This window comes from Vibrio sp. B1FLJ16 (genome assembly GCF_905175385.1).
GTDB lineage: Bacteria > Pseudomonadota > Gammaproteobacteria > Enterobacterales > Vibrionaceae > Vibrio.
Map to the genome: position 1 here is coordinate 401,192 of NZ_HG992750.1, position 20,411 is coordinate 421,602.

The window sequence follows — 20,411 nt, forward strand, 5'->3', positions numbered from 1 at the left end:
GGCGTTATGCTTTAATATGAAAAAATATCGACCTCGATCCGGAACTATTTGTTTGCAATCTGTTTGATTCCAGTGATTTTCAATCTGGCTCTCAGCGGGTTGTTTCTGTATAAGAAACATTTTGAATATACTTTTGAATGGTTAGAAAATCAGAATAAAATCTTTGAAACATTCGTAAGAGGTTATTTTAAAGAAAGAGAAGCAGATATTAATACGCTGACATCGAATATCTCTCTGATATCTAACCTGGTCTCTGATGACAGAGACAAACAAGATGCATTCTTACACACGTTTTTAACTAACTACGGTTACCAGTCCTTACTTGTTCTCGATGAAGATAAAGAGAAACTCTATTACGAGTTTGATTATGGTAATCATGACCAAGGAGATTTTTTACGTCACGCAAAATTCATCTCCAATAGAATGGATAATAAAGAAACTGGTAATGTTACGTTCGACTATTTTACCGTTGATAGTACGCTATTTGGTATTGTGGCGAAAAAGTCTACCCTGCGGAACGGCAAGTCACTGTACTTCTTCTTAACGGTTAATAATGAGCACCTAAACAATGTCCTTTTTTCCTCTTCATTTTATGTTGATGGTGCAATTTCTTACTTGGTTAATAAAAACGCGAATGGCGCTTACTTTTTCTTAACTGACGTCGTTCAGGACGGACAAACATTTAAGTATGGTGATAAAGCCTCACGTGTCCCTCTTTATTGGACCTATGCCGATCAGAATGTCACAAGAGACTCGTTTGTTTACGATGATTTGTCTGGTGAAAGTTCGTTGGTTTCCTATTCGTTGTTAACCGAGCTTGATGAAAATTTTATTTTAATTTCTAAAATTCAATCTAAATTCATAGTCGATCCATTACTTGAATCATCTTATTACATCTCCGTTGGCGTCATCATTGTCTTCCTGGTTGTTCTTTTCTTTTCAAATAAATTAAAGATTATGATGTAAACAGATCTGAATAGCATCATTACCTTTTGTTCAGACTTGATAGCTGGTGAAAAGAAACGAAAGCTAAACGTTAGTGATTATTATGAGACTAATGCGATTAAAGAAAGCTTGATGGAAGTCTCTGAACACTTGGATGAAGATAAAATCAGAAAAGGCTATGAGATAAAAATTGAGAAAGATCTCAGGCTATCTAAAGACCTCAAAGAATTCTCGAGAAAGTCGATTCTTATCATCAGAGAAATGTTTGATGTCAACTTTGCCGCTTTTTACTACAAGACAGAAGATGAATTTAAACTATTAAGCCAGTATTTTTCTTCTATGGATAAATCAATACCGTTAGAAGACGGCGTTGTTGGTCAGTGCTATGAACTAAACAAAGTTCTTCAGGTAAAAGGTTCGGTTTTTGATAAAAATGAGTTCCTTAAAGGGGCTTTCTTAGATGTGGGGTCTCAAGCGTTGTACCCGCAGTACTATATTTTTATACCCGTGATTGCATCTAAAGAATCTCTCGCTTCAGGTATTCTTGTTGGCGCACTAAACCATAAGTTAAATAGCTCTCAATTGGAGTTTCTGGAGAAGACAAGGGTTAACCTTGCCCTGATTATGTCTTTTGTGGCACAGAGAGAAAACTTGAATACGTTGTTTGAGCAAACAAAGCGCAGAGAGGAAGAACTGGACCAGCTCAATGAAGAACTGACGTTTTTGTCCCGAAATGACTCTCTGACAGGAATTTCCAACCGTTTCTACGGGGAGTATTTGCTTGAGAAAACGCTGAAAAATAAAGAAGTTTCAACACGACCACTATCGGTACTCATGTTCGATGTTGATCATTTCAAATCCTACAATGACACTTACGGGCATGTGGCTGGTGATAAATGCTTACAGCAGATTGCGCAGTGCCTTGGTGACATGGGATTCAGAAATGACGATTTCTTCTTTCGATTTGGTGGTGAAGAGTTTGTGGTCGTCTTACCTAATACTTCAACAAAGAATGCGGTGCAGGTTGCTGAGAAGTTGAGAAAATCTATTCAAGATCTGGCGATACTTCATGAAAGCAGCCCCACGTCCGATGTCGTCACTATCAGCGCCGGGGTATTTACTTTAACTCAAGAGGCGACACATATTGATAGCGTTACGCAGCTAATCCAGAAAGTCGATGAGAATCTATATTTGGCCAAGAATAAGCGTAATTCAGTTTGCTGCGGAGAGGTTGAATCATAACGGGACAAACCAGTAAGCGGTAATATTGTTTTCGGAACGTTCCTCCAAGAACGAATAGCACCGAAAGGCTGACGATGCTCCTCTTGTCAGCCTTTTTTGTATTCTGAGGCTTCAAAATCATAGCAATTGAACGCTTGTGAATGGTCGTAGATGTTGCCGTATCAGTTTTACTAAGCTGCAAGTTGCTCTACTGACAAATTGCCTTGCTATTAGGCTTGGCCTGTCTTGGTTGTCACTAATGGCTCAGCGACAGTTACAGGCCACTTCACCTTTTTATATTCCTTTAATGTGAATTAGTGACATTCTCTGAATCCTGCATTTTGCTGGTATTTGATTAACAATTTAATTGAGCACAAAACAAAAAAGCGCTGAGTAAACACTCAGCGCTTTTCATTATTAAAGCATGAACAAAACAGGGTTTGTCGATGTTTTAATCCGAGTAATGGTTCTGGCTACATCTTTTTATCTTTGCCTAACGATAATATCCATAGCGAGATTGCTGCTACGCCAATAAAGCCGGACAGAATGATAACCGGCATTGCACTGTAGCCGAGGATATGCCAAATCACAGATTCTAATGTACTCACAATCGGTTCTCCTTATTGCCAACCTTCAACGCCGTGCATGTCAGGCAGTTTGTGTGCGATACCTTTATGGCAGTCTACACAGGTTTTGTCGCCCGAAGCCAAGGCTGTTGAGTGTTGATTTGCTGCACGTGAGCCCTGTTGGGAGTAGTCCATGAAATCGAACTCATGACAGTTACGACATTCCAGAGAATCATTTTTCTTCATACGAGCCCATTCGCGCTCCGCCAGGTGTCCACGGCGTTCCTGAAACTTCTCTGGGGTGTCAATGGTGCGCAGAACGTAGTGAGCAAATAACTCTTTTGATGCCTGAACTTTACGTACAATCTTGTCTGTCCATTCGTGAGGAACGTGACAGTCAGAACAGATAGCACGCACGCCAGAGCGGTTAGAGTAGTGGATTGTCTCTTTAATCTCAGCAACGATTGGAGCATGACAGCCAGAACAGAACTCTTCTGTATTGGTTGCTTCCATCCCCGTGTTAAATGCGCCCCAAAACAGCAGACCACCAGCAAAACCGAGGAATAAAACCAAACCTGCTGCTGCTTTACTCGGGCTCTTCAGTCTGTTCCAAAACGCTTTAAGTATTTTCATAAGTAACCTCTTAGCACTCGCGTTTCAATTACTGAAGTGAATCTACAGATTTGAATTCATTTTCCACTAATGGCTTGGCATTGGTTTGTGGAACATGGCATTGCAAACAGAAGAAGCGACGAGGTGATACGTCGGCAAGCACCGCATCCTGACGGTTAACGTAATGCGTTACGCTGATTTTTGTTGCGCCTGAAGCTTTTGCATTTTTCCAGCTATGGCAGGCGAGACATTTGTTAGCATTCAGCGATACTTCATAGTTACGGATGCTATGAGGGATCAATGGTGGCTGATAGACAAAGCTGTCCTCAACGATCTGATCTTTAGGGAAGTCTTTAAACTCGTCAGCAGGTCGAGTGTCTTCCAGTTGAGACATACCGCGCAGAGATTCTAATCCACCTATGCCACCGGGGTTGTCTAGTTCAGCTTGTGCAATGCCTGTCATTAAAGCACCTATTGATAAAAGTGCGACAAGTAATTTTTTCATCGTTTTTTCTCCGCCTCTAAGGCTTTAATTCTTTTCAGGCCGCCGCGCGGGCGGCCGTTTTATTCGATATCTGAAGATTTAAGCGATCTTAGTGATTTTGACAGGACACTTTTTGAAGTCTGTCTGTTTAGACAGTGGGTCAGTCGCGTCAAGGATTAACTTATTAATCAAAATACGAGCATCAAAGAACGGTACGAATACCAGGCCTTTTGGCGGGCGGTTACGGCCACGTGTTTCGACACGTACACGCACTTCACCTCGTTTATTGGCAATGAGCACTTCTTCACCGCGACGAACATTGCGCGCTTTGGCGTCTTCCGGGTGCATGTAACACACTGCATCAGGAACGGCTTTATACAGTTCAGGCACGCGGCGAGTCATCGTACCGGTATGCCAGTGTTCAAGTACACGACCTGTACATAACCATAAGTCGTATTCTGCATCAGGCACTTCCGGTGGCGCTTCATATGGCGCTGAAATGATCTTCGCTTTGCCATCTGCATTACCGTAGAAGTCCCAGCCAGACCCGGCTTTTGCGTAAGGATCCGAACCTTCTTTAAAGCGCCATTGTGTTTCTTTACCGTCAACCACCGGCCAGCGTAGGCCGCGAACAGTATGGTATACATCGTAAGGTGCTAAGTCGTGACCGTGACCACGTCCAAATTCAGCGTATTCTTCAAACAGGCCTTTCTGAACGTAGTAGCCGAAGTGATGCGAATCGTCGTTCAGTTCACGAGACTCTTCTACAGGGAACTTGTCGACCTGGCCGTTCGCGAACAGAACGTCGTACATGGTTTTACCACGGTATTCCGGCGCTTTAGCCAGCAGTTCTTCTGGCCACACTTCTTCGATTTTGAAGCGTTTTGAGAATTCCATTACCTGCCAAAGGTCTGACTTCGCTTCACCGACTGTACCTACTTGTTGATACCAAACCTGAGTACGGCGTTCAGCGTTACCGTAAGCACCTTCTTTTTCAATCCACATTGCGGTTGGAAGAACCAGGTCCGCGGCTTGTGCAGTAGCTGTTGGATATGGGTCAGAGACAATAATGAAGTTGTCAGGATTACGGTAGCCAGGCAGACGTTCATTGTTGATGTTCGGACCGGCTTGCATGTTGTTGTTACATTGAACCCAGTAACAGTTTAATACACCATCATTAAGCATACGGTCTTGTAAAACAGCGTGGAAGCCCGGTTTTGGTGGGATGGTGCCTTCAGGTAATTTCCAGATTTCCTCTGCGATTGCACGGTGTTTAGGGTTTGCTACTACCATGTCGGCAGGCAGACGGTGCGCAAATGTACCCACTTCACGAGCCGTACCACAAGCGGAAGGCTGGCCAGTCAGTGAGAATGGGCTGTTGCCCGGAGTTGCGATCTTACCCGTTAGCAGGTGGATGTTGTAAACCAGGTTGTTCATCCATACACCACGGGTATGTTGGTTCATACCCATGGTCCAAAGTGACATAACTTTGGTGTTTGGATCGGCGTATTGCTTAGCCAGCTCGATCAGTTTTTCTTTCTCAACACCAGAGATCTCTGAAGCTTTCTCTACGGTGTAAGGAGCGACAGACTCTTTGTACTGTTCGAAAGTGATAGAAGTCAGCTTGCCTGAGTTTGGATTCTTCGCGGATTTTTGCAGTGGGTCATCATCACGCAGTCCGTAACCGATATCCGTATCTGCTTGAGTAAAGTTGGTGTGTTTATTAACGAAGTCCCAGTTTACTGCATCGTTTTCGATGATGTAGTTAGCGATGAAGTTTGCAATCGCAAGGTCAGACTGAGGCTTAAAAATGTAACCATGATCTGCAAGCTCAAAAGAGCGGTGATAGTAGGTAGAAAGTACATTGACTTTAACGTGAGGTTGACTTAAGCGACGGTCAGTAATTCGAGTCCATAGAACTGGGTGCATCTCAGCCATGTTAGAACCCCAGAGAACAAATGCGTCAGCATTTTCGAAGTCGTCATAACAGCCCATTGGTTCATCAATACCAAAAGCACGCATGAAGCCAACTACCGCAGATGCCATGCAGTGACGAGCGTTAGGGTCGATATTGTTAGAACGAAAACCTGCTTTCATCATCTTGGCCGCAGCGTAACCTTCCATTACGGTCCATTGGCCTGAGCCAAACATACCAACACTAGTAGGGCCTTTTTTCTCCAGAGATGCTTTCCATTTTTCTGCCATGGTATCAAACGCGACGTCCCACGAAACCGGCGTAAAGTCACCGTCTTTATGGTATTTGCCATCTTTCATACGCAACATAGGCTGAGTTAAGCGGTCCTGGCCGTACATGATCTTCGACAGGAAGTAACCTTTAATACAGTTCAGGCCCTTATTTACAGGGGCTTCTGGGTCACCCTGTGTAGCAACGACTTTACCGTTTTGGGTACCAACAAGAACAGAACAGCCTGTACCACAAAAACGACAAGGCGCTTTGTCCCATGTAATAGTGCTTTGATCAGAGCTTGCTATCAGATTAGCAGCGGTTGCTGGTAGTGTAATACCTGCGACAGCAGCAGCTGATGCAGCTGCGTTTGCTTTCACAAACGCACGTCTTGTCATTTTCATACTTCACCCTCGATTTGGGAATCCTGTGTTCCAGTGTCTTGTTCGTCCGCTTGCCCAAGCTCAGTCTCAATTTGGTGGTAAACCAAGGCTGCGTTTAAGACATGTGGTAAATTGTTAATTGCATCTATCGTGTCGGTGATGAAGCCTTGATTCTTGGTCTCAAGCACCACTACGATCTTACCTTCCGGACTGTCACCGTAGATCTCCGCGTTTTTAAACGTTTCAATCTGGGTCTTAACTTCATCCAGATGCTCTGGCAGCACGTGTACTACCAAACTTGAAATATGCACTTCGTTTAGTGACATATCGCTCTCTCAGTTATTGCCTTATATACGGTTCAGGCTGTTATATTGCTCACATTGATGGATGAAGTCGGGCACACAGAAACACACGCGCCACAGCCATTACATTCATCAAGGTTTATATTAGGTTGTGCTACTTTTCCCAGCTCCAATTTGAACTGAATTGCCATCGGGTCGCACACATCCCCACAAGTTCGGCATTCGATATTCTGTTTTGCCAAGCAGGTGTGATTAATTTGCGCTTTGGCTTTCCAAGGTTGTTCTGTCATTGGCAAAAATAGAGATTCAGGGCAAGCGTTGGCACACTGATAACAGAACGTGCATTCATCAATAGCAAAATCGACAGAAGGGAAGCCCCCATCATTTTTGGTTATGATTTTAGTTTCGCAGGCATCAATACACTTTCCACAGCGAGTACAGTCATCTGTGAAATCTTCGGGTTGGGATAACCAGGGTAGCCGAATTGTATCGTTACCCTGTGCTTTTCTGGCGAAGAGTCTTCTTTTGGATAGATCGACCACGTAGCAACCTCGACTCGTTCTTCATCTCAATCAAACTTGGCGTCTAAACTAAGCTTAGCCCACAATTTTCATTAATAAACTGTCATTAACACTCATGAAATTGTAGTTTTTGACATATTCGTATAAATACCCCCAAGGGGTTAAACACGGTGGGTTGTTGTTTTAGATCAATAAATTCCGGCGCGAGTGATCACATATTGAGGACTTTGAAAAAGCTTTGGGTTCACTGCAAGAACAAATTACGAACAAAAGCGAGGAGCTCAAGTTGCTTAACAATGTGAAAAAGTCGGTTACAGGCACAATTGCTTCAGCGTTATTGGTTATTTTGCTGCTATCAATTGCAACCACTGGCTTCGCTATTTTTACGCTCGCATCTAGTCTGAATGATGCGGAGGCCGTCAATGTTGCGGGCTCTATGAGGATGCAAAGTTATCGCTTAGCGAACGACATCCAGATCAACTCTGAAGACTTTTCAGAGCATATTGACTCCTTCGAGCGCTCTATATACTCGCCTTCGATGAAAGCGCTTCAGAACTGGGCGGTGCCTGAGGATATTATCCAAGACTATTACGGTTTAATTTCTCGTTGGCATGAGCTTAAGTCGGTTCTTGAGGGAGATGATCCTAATCAATACCAAGAGTTAGTCGCTGGATTTGTTCATCAGATTCATGCGTTTGTATTTAAGTTACAAAGTTACTCCGAACAAAAGTTGATTAACCTAGCGTGGATTGGTGGATTAGGACTCGGTGGGATATTGTGCGCCAGCGTATTTGTCGTGATTTTCGTTCGTCGTGAAGTTGTTAAGCCACTACGATCTCTAGTGCTGGCGAGTGAGCAGATTCAAAACCGTTCTTTTGATATATCGCTAGAGACGCCAAGCGATAATGAAATGGGTATACTTACGCGTACTTTTAATCGTATGGCCACAGACCTCGGAAAACTGTATCGAGGCTTAGAAGAGGCTGTAGATGAAAAGACTCGCAAATTGCAGCAAGCCAATCAAACGCTTGAAGTTCTCTATGATTCTTCGAAAGAGCTGACTGCTTCAAGGATTAGCCAAGACAACTTCCAGGCGATTTTACAGCACATTGCCAGCCTAGAAGGCATTAGGGCGGTAAAGTTAGAAATCGAACAAATGGGTGAACCAAACTGGGTTCTCACTGATGGGGAAGAGTGTTGCCATGAATGTGACGACGAATGCCATGCCTTACCGCTAGCACTAGATGGCGAGCATCTTGGTTACCTGTACTGGAAAGCGGGATTACCTTGCCCGAATGACTCTTTGATCGACAACTTTGTACAAATTCTTTCAAGGGCGGTGTATTACAATCGTGCGCAGCGTCAGGCCGAGCAGATATTGCTAATGGAAGAGCGTGGAACCATCGCCCGGGAGTTGCATGATTCTTTGGCACAGTCGCTTTCATACTTGAAAATTCAGGTAACCTTGCTGAAAAGAAGTGTGAAAAATTTACCGGATGAACGGGCAATAGCACAGGCAAATCAGGTTATTGCTGAGCTTGATACAGGTTTGTCCGCCGCCTACACCCAGTTGCGAGAGTTGCTCACCACATTTCGTTTAACGATAAAAGAGGGCAGCTTTGGACAAGCGCTGCAAGAAATGGTCGCAACCTTGGATGAGCAAACCAATGCTAAGATAACTCTAGACAATAGTCTTTCTTCTACAGAGCTAGATGCGCATCAGCAGGTGCATTTACTACAGTTAATCAGAGAAGCGACACTCAATGCAATGAAACATGCACAAGCTGACAATATCGTTATAAAGTGCCTTGAGAGTGACGGAAATATCAGAGTAACCATAGAAGATAACGGAGTAGGCTTTGAGCATCAGGATGAAAAAATTAATCATTACGGTATGAGTATCATGCAAGAGCGAGCAAAAAGGCTGCATTCTGATCTTCATGTGGAAGCATCGAAAGATAATGGCTGTACCGTAACACTTGAATTCCAACATAGTAAGGAAGTAAACATTGACAGTCTGTAAAGTAATGCTGGTGGATGATCATCCACTCATGCGACGAGGCATCCAACAACTTTTAAGTTTCGAACCTGAGTTTGACGTTGTTGCTGACGTGAGCAACGGGGCTGATGCGGTTGCTAAAGCACATGAACTGGAACTGGATTTGGTGCTTCTCGATCTCAATATGAAAGGGATGTCTGGTTTGGATACGTTAAAAGCGTTACGCGCTGACGGATGTGAGGCTCGTATTGTGATTCTGACGGTATCCGACAGCCCTGCGGATATCGATGCGATTGTGCGCAGTGGAGCAGATGGATACTTACTAAAAGATACCGAGCCAGATGAGTTGGTAGAGCTCCTGAAGCAGGCTGATCACGGCGATAAAGCCTACAGCCGAGAGGTACTGAAATATCTGCGTGAACGAGGCGATCAGGAAGATGTTTTTGAATCACTGACTGATCGCGAAAGTCAAATATTGAAAGAAGTGGCAAGAGGTTTTCGCAACAAGCAAATCGCTGATCGACTTTTCATCTCAGAGTCGACAGTAAAAGTACACATGAAGAGCTTGCTGAAAAAACTCAGAGTCCCGTCTCGTACCGCCGCGACCATTCTTTACCTGGAACGCTTTGGCGATATCAAGTAGCGATATTAATTTCCACACCACCTCTGCAAAGAGGTGGTTCTATCAACGGTCCGGGCGGATAGAGTACAGGTCACAAATGCGTTTTCCACACCCGATATAAAACTGATAAGCCGAGTCTTTGTTCTCTGCATCTACCATCATTCGAAACATTTTTCCCTGTTCAAAATATAGAATCTCATACTCTACATCTGTATCAAGTTGCTCAACGGCAGCCATACCTAGCCTCCATAGACTATCCTAGAATTACTTAAGCAGGACCTGTGCCCTCTAACGGAGCACTCCTAGTATAAAACTTAGCGTATAAATACACTTGTTTGCGGATTATTTTGATTAAAAAGTTATCTACTTACTCTAATGGTTAGCAAAAAGTATTTGTCACTTAAAAGTAAGTTTGCCGCAATATTAAGTTATATACCCAAGTAACCTCAAGATGCTCGGTTCAGCGAGAATGGCTTGGTTCGCAGTCGCGGCAACGATTAGAAGATCTGGTCATTCTAAATCAAAAATCGTTAACAAAGGCTGTGAGCCAAGCCAACTCGCCCTTCGGGAGCGTGTCACAGGCACTATTTCAGCGTCAAATAACTTGGAAAGAGCTTGCTATTCCACTGCGTTACTTACTTTGTGAATAAGCCTTGAACTAGCACCAGTGACAACGCTCTGAACCCTGCATCTTGAAGTCACTTGGGTATACAGCAGATTTTAGAGTGTGATTTGGAAGAAGGGGAAACTGATAAGTGAATCGATTCGATAATGTATCCAGTAATGTGCTTCGCTACAGTCTGATATTTTTTTCTGTCTTGATTTTGGCGGGTTGTACGAAGACGTTTTTATACAACAATCTCGACTGGTTTGTTCGCGAATATTTGGACGATTATGTCACGCTTAATGAAGAGCAGGAAAACTTGCTGCAGGAACGGTTGGTATCGTTATCTGAGTGGCATAAGAAAAAAGAATTACCACGATATATCGTTCACCTGAAAGAGTGGGAAGCCATAAAAAAGAGCGATGTTACATTGAGTTACCTGCAACTGAACCGGGACAGGATTCGTGAGCATTATGAGCGCATTGTTACAAAAGTTGCCCCCGATATGTTCTCGCTTAGTTTACAGTTATCTGAGCAACAGCAACGTGAGTTTTTACTCAATCTGCAAAAGGATTATAAAAAGAGAAACGCTAAGTATGCCGATAAAACAGAAGAGGAAGTGAGGGAAATTGTTTTTGATAATACAGAAGAGTGGGCGAATGAGTGGATAGGAGATTTAAGCAAGCAACAACAAGCTTATGTGAAGCAGTTTTCCAATCAGGTTGTTCTTAATAGTCCATTGTGGCGTGATTATCGTTCTTCAATATATCAGGAGATCGAATACTTATTTGAGAATAAGTCTAATAGTGTTATTTATCAGCAGCTGTTCATGCAGCTATTATTTGAGCCTGAAAGCTTTTACAGTGAACAGTTAGCTGAAAACATTGACCATAATATTGCGCTGGCAGATAAGCTTACCTTATCAATGGCTGAATCAATGACAGAAAAGCAATGGGACCACTTTCGCGGCGTCGCTAAAGATTGGCGTGTCTTAGCACAAGAGCTTTTAGATTAATTAAATGGCTAAGTTCAGCAACCCCGATATCCTGGGGATTTTTGATTAGAAAATGATTCAAAGCAAGTTCTTATTCTACTGTAGGCGTAACATGCAAAAATCCCTAGAGCAATGAGAATAATTATGAAGCATTTAGTTGAACGATTTCTTCGCTACGTCACGTTTGATACCCAGTCTAATCCCAAGGTTGCCAGCTGTCCAAGCAGTCCTGGTCAACTTATTTTCGCCGAGCTGTTAAAACGGGAAATGTTAGACCTCGGATTAAGTAATGTGACGTTAACTGATAACGGCTATCTGATGGCTAAGTTGCCATCTAATGTGAATTACGAAGTGCCGCCGATTGGTTTTATTGCTCATATGGATACCGCACCAGATGCGTCAGGCAAGAATGTTTCTCCTCAGTTTGTTGAAAACTACCAGGGTGGTGATATTGCTCTTGGTGTGGGTGACGAGGTGCTTTCTCCTGTTCAGTATCCGGATCTACATCATCTTCATGGCCATAACCTGATCACTACAGATGGCACAACACTTCTTGGTGCTGACAACAAAGCAGGCATTGCGGAAATTCTCTCAGCTGTCGCGATGCTGATTGAAAATCCAGACATTCCGCACGGTGATATTTGTATTGGATTTACTCCCGATGAAGAGATCGGACGCGGTGCAGATCTGTTTGATGTTGATAAATTTGGTGCGAAGTGGGCATACACTGTCGATGGCGGACCTCAAGGAGAGTTGGAGTACGAGAACTTTAACGCTGCAAGTGCAGACGTGATTTTCCACGGTGTCAGCGTTCACCCCGGGACAGCAAAAGGTAAAATGGTTAATGCAATGAACCTAGCTGCCAAGTTTCAGGTTCAGATGCCAGAAGATCAGACACCAGAGACTAGCGAAGGTTATGAAGGTTTTTATCATCTGGGGGCAGGAAGTCTTGGTATTGCCCGAAGTGAACTGAGCTATATCATTCGCGACTTTGATCGAGAAGGCTTGGAAAACAGAAAAGCATTCATACGTGAGTTAGTGGATAAGATGAACGCAGATCTAAAGCATGGCTCCGTAGAACTCAACATCAAAGACAGCTACTACAATATGCGCGAGATGGTTGAACCGTTTCCGCATGTTATTGAGCTTGCGAAACAAGCTATGCAAGAGTGTGATGTCGAGCCGCTGATTAAACCTATCCGCGGTGGTACGGATGGGGCTCGTTTGTCATTTATGGGATTGCCGTGCCCTAATATCTTCACAGGAGGATACAATTTCCACGGTATCCATGAATTCATTTCTGTAGAGATGATGGAGAAGGCGGTGTTAGTTATTGCCAAAGTAGCAGAGCTTACCGCGAAGAAATATCAATAATTTCTCTGACCATTATTACCAGAAATAGTACAGCCCGGACATTGTCCGGGCTGTACTATTTTTATTTAAGAGTAATTGCCAAAAGAAAGATTAACGAACGTCTTTGTCGTCAATATCTATCTCTTCCAAGGGCAACCAGTTTACCTCTACGCCCGCTTGATCGAACATATCCTGGCTGACTTGGGTTTTCTCACCCCAGCGAGATAAAAAGTCTTCTGACTGCTCCGGGCAATGTACGCGGGAAATACCTGTCTGGATGATTTTGGCCGCGCAGTTCGGGCACGGGAAATGTGTTACCCAGATATCACAACCGTCCAGATCTCGCTTGGAAAACAGAATTGCGTTTTCTTCAGCATGCAGAGTTTTTAAGTATTTAAGCTCTCGCTCATCGGTATCTACGCTATCGGAAACACCATGTGGGTAGCCGTTAAAGCCAACAGAAACGATACGGTTTTGCTTTGTGATCACCGCACCTACCTGCGTCGATGGATCTTTACTCCAAGATGCCACCAGCTCTGCCATTTGGTAAAAACGTTTCGCCCATTTAGAAACCATGCTCATCCTCTTGATTGAAGGCTTTGAATTATCGGAATGATAACCGATTTTGTTTAAAAAAATAGCTAAAATACGTAGTTTGACGATGAAATGCTCAATTTTGTCAGTGAAACTAATAGAGGAGATTGAAAGGGGAAATTACAGGGCTCTGAACTAGTCGCTCGGACTTTAGTTGAACCATATACCAAGGTGATGAATTGTTGCTTGTTATGTCACTAAGTGAATAGCGATGTTAAAAAAGTTTCATTTGTGTCACGTTAACTCGAGTTGGTTTCATTTGATTACAATTCTAAAGGTTTTACCTGTTTTTTGTAGGGGAGTTCTTACGCAGTAAGCGGTAAGGTTGATCAGTTTTCAACAATATCCTGTTCCATAAAAACGGTAAATACATGCAAAAGAAACCACTCGTCGCATTAATAGCGGCATCAACGATTCTTGCAGGATGCGGAGAAGTAAATAATACCCAGAGCGGAGCTCAGGCACCTCTCGTTGTGACTCAGGATGTCACTGTCATCGACTACCAACCGAGTAAGTCTTACATCGGTCGCATTGAAGCGGTAGAAGATACCAACATAACCGCTCAAATTTCTGGCTATCTGAAAACCAGACACTTTGAGGAGGGGCAGATGGTAGAAAAAGATCAGCTCCTTTACTCCATAGAGCCCTCTTCGTTCGAAGCGCAGGTAGCGAGTGCGAAAGCAACATTGGCTCAGGCGAAAGCCGCACTTAAAAAAGCGGAACTGGATCATCAACGCGGTAAAAATCTGCTTCCGCGAGGCAGCATTTCTCAATCAGAATTTGATGCGCTGACGGCCGCTCTTCTTGGTGCAAAAGCTGAACTTGAAGCAGCAAATGCACAGCTTAAGCTTGCGGACGTTAATCTGTCATACACGCAGATACGTGCGCCTTTCAGCGGTCGTATTGGTAGTACTAAAGTGAGCACAGGTGATCTTGTTTCTCCATCATCTGGCGTTTTGACCACGCTGGTAAGCTTAGATCCGGTTCACACTTCATTTAGTGTCAGCGAGCGCGAGCGTCTGGCGATGGGTATGGACCAAATGAAAGGAGATGGCTCGGCGGATTCGAGCAGAGTAGAAGTGCAACTGGAGCTGGAAAACGGTGAGTTCTTCGAGCATCTGGGACAGCTTGACTTTTTAGGCAACCGAATTGATACCAAGACAGGCACAATCGCTATGAGAGCGATCGTTGACAACCCAGAGCATAAGCTGTTGCCGGGTCAGCACATCAGAGTAAATTTGCGCGATAAGAATACAAGCGATGTGATCGTCGTACCTCGCCGCGCAGTGCAAACGGATCTGGAAGGTAACTTTGTGATGGTAACCACTGAAGGCAATATCGCTGAGCGCCGCAATGTCGAGCTGGGATCTCAAGTGGAGCAAGGAATCATTATTCGTGAAGGTCTTGAACAAAACGACTCTGTTATCACGCAGGGCTTACAGCGTATTCGTAATGGTGTTGAAGTAAACATTCAAACTCCGACTGAAGATAAACAGTAGGGGGTGGTATGCTAAGTCGTTTCTTTATACAAAGACCTAAATTCGCCCTGGTGATATCGATCATTCTGACGTTGGCCGGTGCCATCTCATTGGCGATCCTGCCAGTGGCGGAATACCCACAAATAAGTCCTCCTTCAGTTAGTGTTACGGCGTATTACACAGGTGCGAGTGCAGAAGTTGTTGAACAGGCCATTGCCGACCCGATAGAAACCTCGGTTAACGGTGTAGAAGACATGATCTACATGTCTTCGAAAAGCGCGAATGATGGCTCATACAGCCTGAATGTTACCTTTGATGTCGGAACTGATCCTGATATGGCTCAGGTCAACGTACAGAACCGTGTGTCACAGATTGAGTCAAAGCTTCCTCAGGAAGTGCGTATGGTTGGCGTTACGGTTAAAAAAACGCTCGCCAGATATCCTGATGGTTCTGAACTTCTACTCGCCTGATGGTAAGTATGACGACCAGTTTCTGATCAACTACATTAACCTGAATGTGAAAGACCAGCTGGCTCGTACAAAAGGTATCAGTGAAGTTAATGTTATCGGTGGCGGTGAGTACGCGATGCGTGTCTGGTTGGATCCTGAAAAAATGGCCAACCTTAAACTTACAACATCAGATGTGTATGCGGCACTGGCTGAGCAAAACGTTCAGGTAGCTGCGGGTAAAATAGGTTCTGCACCCTACAATAATCCACAAGAAGTACAGTTTAACCTGGTGACGAAAGGGCGCCTGGAGAGTGCGAGCGAGTTTGAAAATGTGGTGCTGCGCGCCAATCCAGACGGTTCTACGGTTTACTTAAAAGATGTCGCTCGCGTGGAACTGGGTAAAAAGTTCTACGATGGTAACGGTAAGTTCCGTGGTCAAGATGCCTCGATTGTTGCCTTGTCGCTTCAGTCTGACGCAAACGCGCTGGAAAGTGGTAAAGCGGTCATGGATCTGCTTGAGCGCTTGAGTGAGAACTTCCCTGAAGGTATGGCTTATGAGACCAGTTATGATACCACTTTATTTGTTTCTGAATCGATCAAAGGGGTTGTCAAAACGCTGATTGAAGCGATCTTATTGGTTATTGCTGTTACCTATCTGTTCTTGGGAAGTGCGCGTGCAACCCTGATTCCGGTGGTCGCAATTCCAGTATCATTGATTGGTACGTTCGCAATCATGCAGGTCACTGGCTTTACCATTAATACAGTCACCTTGTTCGGTTTGATTCTTGCTATCGGTATCGTAGTGGATGATGCAATTCTGGTTATCGAAAACGTCGATACTACGATGGCAAAGGATCCGACCATTTCACCGCGTAAAGCGACTCTGCTAGCGATGAAAGAGGTAACCGGGCCGATCATCACATCAACCCTGGTACTTCTTGCTGTGTTCCTTCCGGTGGCCATGCTCCCGGGTATTACTGGCATCATGTACCGGCAGTTTGCCCTGACTATCTGTATCTCAGTGGTAATTTCATCAATTAACGCACTGACGCTGTCTCCGGCGTTGTGTTCATTGGTGCTGAAGCAGGGAGGTGGCAACACTTCTAATTGGTTCAAGGTGTTTAACCGTGGTTTAGACAGTGTGACTAAGGGCTATGGCAAGGTTGCTGGTTTTCTGGTTAAGAAATCACTGTTGCTCGTAACTTTCTTTATTGTTGCGGTTGCTGCGGTATCTTTCTTTGCCAAGACGACATCATCAGCTTTTGTTCCTCAGGAAGATAAAGGTATCTTGCTGGTGAATGTTCAGTTGCCTGACTCCGCTTCTTTATCTCGTACTGAGGAAGTCACGAGTGAGCTGATTGACGTTATTCAGCAAGAGCCAGGTGTTGATGGTGTGACTGTCGCGAACGGTTTTTCATTCATGACTGGTGCTGCGGCTTCGAATGGCGCGTCTTTGTTCATTAAACTGCATGACTGGGAAATGCGAAATGGGCTAGACGGTGACCACTCAGCGAATGCGATTGCTAACCGTATAAACGGCCGCGCTGCGATGAAACTGCCTCAGGCTGTGGTGTTTGCGATGGGGCCACCTGCGGTTCCGGGGATGGGGGCTGCTTCGGGTTTTGAGTTTGTACTGGAAGATACTCTGGGACGAAGTCGTACTGATTTATCGATGGTTATGGGCGAGATGATTCAGGCCGCAAACCAGGCGCCGGAAATCGCGTATACCTTCAGTACTTTCCGTGCAAACGTACCGCATTACTACGTCGATATCGATCGAGAAAAAGCTCAGCAACTGGGTATTTCTCTGTCTTCGATCTTCCAAACGCTGCAAGGTAACTTAGGCTCCTTGTATGTAAATGACTTTACGATGTTTGGTAAGAACTTCCGTGTGACCATGCAGGCAGACAGTCAATATCGTAGCAGTATGGAGGATTTAGCGCGCTTCCATGTACGTTCGGCTGGTGGAGAAATGGTGCCACTGAGCACATTAGTCAGCTATGAACAGGTATTTGAGCCCGATGTTGCATGGAGATACAACATGTACCGCAGTGCAATCATTCAGGGCCAACCAGCTCCGGGTTACTCAAGTGGTGATGCGATTGCTGCGATGGAACGGGTGGCGGCAGAGGTTTTACCTCAGGGTTATACCTATGAGTGGACTGGCATGGCATATCAGGAAGTACTTGCCGGTAATCAGGCTATTTATGCGTTCGCACTGGCGCTGATTTTCATCTACTTGTTCATGGTGGCGCAGTATGAAAGCTGGAGTATCCCACTAGCGATTATTCTTGTGGTGCCTGTGGCGACGCTAGGTTCTTTCCTTGCACTGAATCTGACAGGAACGCCTCTGAACTTGTATGCACAGATTGGTCTTGTACTCCTTATCGCGTTAGCAGCCAAAAACGCTATCTTGATTGTAGAGTTTGCTAAGCAAGAGCGTGAAGAGAAAGACGTGGATATCGACAGTGCGGCAGTTAAGGGCGGTACGTTGCGTTTCCGTGCGGTGAACATGACGTCCTGGTCATTCATTCTGGGTATCTTCCCATTGATATTCGCTTCGGGTGCAGGGCATGTCAGCCAGAACTCATTAGGTATTTCCCTGATCGGCGGTCTGTTATGTGTGCTCCTAGCAGGTACTTTCTTGATCCCGGGCTTCTACGCTTTGGTACAAAGGCAGCGTGAGAAGATTCATGGTGGGAACACAAAGCTTGTCCCTCTAGATGACGAGTAACAATATCTTCTTTGAATTAAACGTTACTCATTAGATAGAAAAAGCCCGAAGCTATTATTGCTTCGGGCTTTTTAATTCTTGGTTCGCGAAATAAAAGCGTACCGGTTTACTTAGCCCGGGTTTTAAACTCCGCAACAGCTGCATCCATGTCGTGTGCTTGAGCAGAAACGGAATCCACTTCCTGTAAACACTCTTGTGCTGATTGCATGTTGTTTTCCGAAATCACATTGAGCTCATTGATAGAGTCACTTACCTGATTCATCACGATCCCTTGCTCTTCGATTGCAGAGGCAATGCGTTCAGAGTTACCCTGAATAGTGTGCATGTCAGCGATGATTTGTTGTAGACTCGCATCCAATTGTTCAGATGCGCCAAGGGTTTGCTGGCCTTGTGCATTACATTGCTCAATGTCGGATACGACGGTCGACATTTGGGATTGAATATCCGTCACCACGCGGGTGATCTCTTCTGTAGATTGGTGAGTCCGACTTGCCAGTGCTCGAACTTCATCGGCTACTACCGCAAAACCTCGACCTTGCTCACCCGCACGAGCAGCTTCGATAGCAGCGTTCAGGGCAAGTAAGTTTGTCTGTTCAGCGATTTCCTGAATAATATTTACTGCACCACCAATTTTATCAACATGCTGATTCAAAGAGCCGATAGATCGCTGACTGCTTGATAAGATATTGCTTAACTGACCAATACTTGTAACGGTTGTTTCGACAACAGTACGGCCTTGTTCTGCATTATTTGCCGCTTGATGAACGCCTTCAACCGCGACCGATGTGCTTTCTGAGATCTCTCCGATTGTTGCAACCATCTGCTGAACTGCCGTAGCCATTGATGATGTATGATCAGTTTGAGCGTGGAACTGTTCCATCACGCCCTCAAGCTCTCGGTGCATATTTTGGGTGCTACCGGTAAGCTGCATCGATTTCTCTTGAGTGCTCTGGATTAAGCGTTCGAGTTTCTCCAACAGGTCATTCAGGTGGTGGCTGATATCGAAAAGCTCATCTTTGCCCTCTAGATCGGAACGCAGCGCCATATTATTGCTTTCGCTGATGCTCTTTATTGTCGTTAGCAGGCTACCTACGCGGACATTAATTGAACGAGAAATTTGCCAGATAAGCGCAAAAATCAAAACCAATACCAAAGCAGTGATCACTTGCTTAATCGTTGCCATGCTTTCTTCACGCTCAATCGTGGCTTTAGTCAGCATTGAAGAAAAAGTATCGAATTGCTCCTCGACGGTATGAGATAGTGATCGAGTTTCCCCTAGTAATCCTTTGTTGTAAGCCACACCGATTAACTGTTTTTGACTGGCCACCTGTTGGGCGCTTTTTAATAACTCAGGTGCGTTGATACCTCGTAACAGATCTGAATCGATCAGTCCGGCTTTTACCGCGTTATCAAAGTGGATAAGGGACAATATCTGCTGGTGGTCTGCAACTTTTTTAGCGTCAAGTAACAGGGGGTCGTACCGGGCCAGAAGGCCGCTTTCACTATTAAGACCATATTTCTGATAAGCGGCGACGAGTGACTGAAAGCCTTTCTGATAATCCAGTAAGTCTTTCTTCAACTGTTGACTGGAAGGAAGATCAAAATCGGTAAGTATTTCTGCCAACTCCTCTTCGAGTTGAAGGAAAAGTTCCGCGTTGTCATTGAATTTGTCCAAGTATTTGACATCACTGCGAAGCAAAAAGTCCTTTTCATTACGGCGTAAGTTTAGCAAACGAATTTCTAAATCACCCACATGTTTAATGGCGTGATTAAGTTCGTTACTCTGATTGGCAAAATGAGATGAGCTGCCCAAAAGGGTCACAATACCTAAAATGGCGACAGCTCCGAGGAAGTAGAGTTTTTGCCGAATAGTCATATCGTTGTTTCCTAAAAGAGTGGGGGGAGAATTTAGTGCCTGTTTCTAATACAGCACTTTTTTTCGCTGTTGTTTTTTAGTGCCCTGCTTGTTTTTATTGTCAAGCCGACGACGTTGCGAAGCGCGAGTTGGTTTTGTTTTTATCCGCTTCTTTCTTTGTAAGGTGACAGATGCAATCAACTCTTGAAGCCTGTTAAGAGCATCTTCTTTATTTTGTTCCTGCGTCCGAAATTGTTGTGCTTTGATAATAACCACACCATCCTTAGATATACGGCTGTCCGAAAGAGCAAGTAATCGCTCTTTAAAGATTACGGGTATACTTGAATGATGTATGTCAAAGCGCAGATGAATTGCAGTCGCTACTTTATTAACGTTCTGCCCGCCATTTCCTTGAGCTCTTATAGGGGATAACTGAACTTCCCATTCCTGAATTGTGATCGTATTTCCAATTTTTAGCATGATAAATGAATGAGAGTCAGGGTAATTGAG

17 protein-coding genes and 1 pseudogene are annotated in these 20,411 nt (G+C 44.5%); 8 read left to right on the top strand and 10 right to left on the bottom strand.

Annotated elements, in window-relative coordinates; all coding sequences use genetic code 11:
* Positions 1-48 precede the first annotated feature (48 nt).
* Together KHN79_RS15910 and KHN79_RS15915 are read left to right on the top strand one after the other, a co-directional pair.
* Positions 49-966, top strand: a complete 918-nt coding sequence (locus KHN79_RS15910; RefSeq protein WP_182010704.1) for a hypothetical protein — start codon at positions 49-51, stop codon at positions 964-966.
* A gap of 111 nt (positions 967-1,077) precedes the next feature.
* Positions 1,078-2,187: a GGDEF domain-containing protein gene (locus tag KHN79_RS15915; protein WP_182010703.1), complete on the top strand. Its 1,110-nt coding sequence runs from the start codon at positions 1,078-1,080 to the stop codon at positions 2,185-2,187.
* Between the two features lie 452 nt (positions 2,188-2,639).
* On the opposite strand, the gene KHN79_RS15920 is transcribed toward KHN79_RS15915, so the two are convergent.
* The 6 genes from KHN79_RS15920 to napF form a co-directional block, all read right to left on the bottom strand.
* On the bottom strand, positions 2,640-2,774 hold the full coding sequence (locus KHN79_RS15920; protein ID WP_182010702.1) for a TIGR02808 family protein: 135 nt from the start codon (positions 2,772-2,774) through the stop codon (positions 2,640-2,642).
* A 12-nt stretch (positions 2,775-2,786) separates the two neighbouring features.
* A complete protein-coding gene (locus KHN79_RS15925) occupies positions 2,787-3,365 on the bottom strand; it encodes a NapC/NirT family cytochrome c (RefSeq protein ID WP_182010701.1) in 579 nt (192 codons plus the stop codon).
* Positions 3,366-3,393: 28 nt separating this feature from the next.
* Complete coding sequence (locus tag KHN79_RS15930; protein ID WP_182010700.1) at positions 3,394-3,849, bottom strand: nitrate reductase cytochrome c-type subunit; 456 nt, start codon at positions 3,847-3,849, stop codon at positions 3,394-3,396.
* A 78-nt stretch (positions 3,850-3,927) separates the two neighbouring features.
* Positions 3,928-6,417 carry a periplasmic nitrate reductase subunit alpha gene (napA, locus tag KHN79_RS15935; protein WP_182010699.1) on the bottom strand — a complete coding sequence of 830 codons (2,490 nt, stop codon included), beginning with the start codon at positions 6,415-6,417 and terminating at the stop codon, positions 3,928-3,930.
* Positions 6,414-6,722, bottom strand: coding sequence for a chaperone NapD (locus tag KHN79_RS15940; protein WP_182010698.1), 309 nt, complete (start codon positions 6,720-6,722; stop codon positions 6,414-6,416). Before KHN79_RS15940 ends, napA begins: the two co-directional genes overlap by 4 nt.
* Before the next feature lie 32 nt (positions 6,723-6,754).
* Positions 6,755-7,240, bottom strand: a complete 486-nt coding sequence (gene napF, locus KHN79_RS15945; RefSeq protein ID WP_182010697.1) for a ferredoxin-type protein NapF — start codon at positions 7,238-7,240, stop codon at positions 6,755-6,757.
* A 265-nt stretch (positions 7,241-7,505) separates the two neighbouring features.
* Between napF and narQ the strand changes: the two genes are divergently transcribed.
* On the top strand, positions 7,506-9,242 hold the full coding sequence (gene narQ / locus KHN79_RS15950) for a nitrate/nitrite two-component system sensor histidine kinase NarQ (protein ID WP_182010696.1): 1,737 nt from the start codon (positions 7,506-7,508) through the stop codon (positions 9,240-9,242).
* A complete protein-coding gene (locus KHN79_RS15955; RefSeq protein ID WP_182010695.1) occupies positions 9,229-9,861 on the top strand; it encodes a response regulator in 633 nt (210 codons plus the stop codon). Before narQ ends, KHN79_RS15955 begins: the two co-directional genes overlap by 14 nt.
* 42 nt (positions 9,862-9,903) lie before the next feature.
* Here the strand turns inward: KHN79_RS15955 and KHN79_RS15960 are convergent, their stop codons facing one another.
* On the bottom strand, positions 9,904-10,077 hold the full coding sequence (locus tag KHN79_RS15960; protein ID WP_182010694.1) for an RNA helicase: 174 nt from the start codon (positions 10,075-10,077) through the stop codon (positions 9,904-9,906).
* Between the two features lie 518 nt (positions 10,078-10,595).
* On the opposite strand from KHN79_RS15960, the gene KHN79_RS15965 reads away from it, so the two are divergent.
* Together KHN79_RS15965 and pepT are read left to right on the top strand one after the other, a co-directional pair.
* Complete coding sequence (locus KHN79_RS15965; RefSeq protein WP_182010693.1) at positions 10,596-11,459, top strand: DUF6279 family lipoprotein; 864 nt, start codon at positions 10,596-10,598, stop codon at positions 11,457-11,459.
* A 123-nt stretch (positions 11,460-11,582) separates the two neighbouring features.
* The gene (gene pepT, locus KHN79_RS15970; protein WP_182010692.1) at positions 11,583-12,812 is read left to right on the top strand and encodes a peptidase T; all 1,230 of its coding nucleotides are present in this window, start codon (positions 11,583-11,585) and stop codon (positions 12,810-12,812) included.
* A gap of 90 nt (positions 12,813-12,902) precedes the next feature.
* Here pepT and KHN79_RS15975 read toward each other — a convergent pair whose 3' ends face one another.
* The gene (locus tag KHN79_RS15975; RefSeq protein WP_182010691.1) at positions 12,903-13,367 is read right to left on the bottom strand and encodes a cytidine/deoxycytidylate deaminase family protein; all 465 of its coding nucleotides are present in this window, start codon (positions 13,365-13,367) and stop codon (positions 12,903-12,905) included.
* A gap of 389 nt (positions 13,368-13,756) precedes the next feature.
* On the opposite strand from KHN79_RS15975, the gene vmeY reads away from it, so the two are divergent.
* Complete coding sequence (gene vmeY, locus KHN79_RS15980) at positions 13,757-14,884, top strand: multidrug efflux RND transporter periplasmic adaptor subunit VmeY (RefSeq protein ID WP_182010690.1); 1,128 nt, start codon at positions 13,757-13,759, stop codon at positions 14,882-14,884.
* Between the two features lie 8 nt (positions 14,885-14,892).
* Positions 14,893-18,046, top strand: a pseudogene (gene vmeZ / locus KHN79_RS15985) (multidrug efflux RND transporter permease subunit VmeZ).
* 106 nt (positions 18,047-18,152) lie between these two features.
* Here vmeZ and KHN79_RS15990 read toward each other — a convergent pair.
* Together KHN79_RS15990 and arfB are read right to left on the bottom strand one after the other, a co-directional pair.
* Positions 18,153-19,922, bottom strand: coding sequence for a methyl-accepting chemotaxis protein (locus tag KHN79_RS15990; protein ID WP_182010688.1), 1,770 nt, complete (start codon positions 19,920-19,922; stop codon positions 18,153-18,155).
* Between the two features lie 45 nt (positions 19,923-19,967).
* Positions 19,968-20,381, bottom strand: a complete 414-nt coding sequence (arfB, locus tag KHN79_RS15995) for an alternative ribosome rescue aminoacyl-tRNA hydrolase ArfB (RefSeq protein WP_182010687.1) — start codon at positions 20,379-20,381, stop codon at positions 19,968-19,970.
* Positions 20,382-20,411 lie beyond the last annotated feature (30 nt).

Bases quoted from the DNA above. Each gene is read 5' to 3' on its own strand.
- pepT (WP_182010692.1), top strand. From the start codon at position 11,583: ATGAAGCATTTAGTTGAACGATTTCTTCGCTACGTCACGTTTGATACC.
- KHN79_RS15975 (WP_182010691.1), bottom strand. From the start codon at position 13,367: ATGGTTTCTAAATGGGCGAAACGTTTTTACCAAATGGCAGAGCTGGTG.
- KHN79_RS15930 (WP_182010700.1), bottom strand. From the start codon at position 3,849: ATGAAAAAATTACTTGTCGCACTTTTATCAATAGGTGCTTTAATGACA.
- KHN79_RS15990 (WP_182010688.1), bottom strand. From the start codon at position 19,922: ATGACTATTCGGCAAAAACTCTACTTCCTCGGAGCTGTCGCCATTTTA.
- napA (WP_182010699.1), bottom strand. From the start codon at position 6,417: ATGAAAATGACAAGACGTGCGTTTGTGAAAGCAAACGCAGCTGCATCA.
- KHN79_RS15960 (WP_182010694.1), bottom strand. From the start codon at position 10,077: ATGGCTGCCGTTGAGCAACTTGATACAGATGTAGAGTATGAGATTCTA.
- KHN79_RS15915 (WP_182010703.1), top strand. From the start codon at position 1,078: ATGGAAGTCTCTGAACACTTGGATGAAGATAAAATCAGAAAAGGCTAT.
- KHN79_RS15940 (WP_182010698.1), bottom strand. From the start codon at position 6,722: ATGTCACTAAACGAAGTGCATATTTCAAGTTTGGTAGTACACGTGCTG.
- KHN79_RS15925 (WP_182010701.1), bottom strand. From the start codon at position 3,365: ATGAAAATACTTAAAGCGTTTTGGAACAGACTGAAGAGCCCGAGTAAA.
- vmeY (WP_182010690.1), top strand. From the start codon at position 13,757: ATGCAAAAGAAACCACTCGTCGCATTAATAGCGGCATCAACGATTCTT.
- arfB (WP_182010687.1), bottom strand. From the start codon at position 20,381: ATGCTAAAAATTGGAAATACGATCACAATTCAGGAATGGGAAGTTCAG.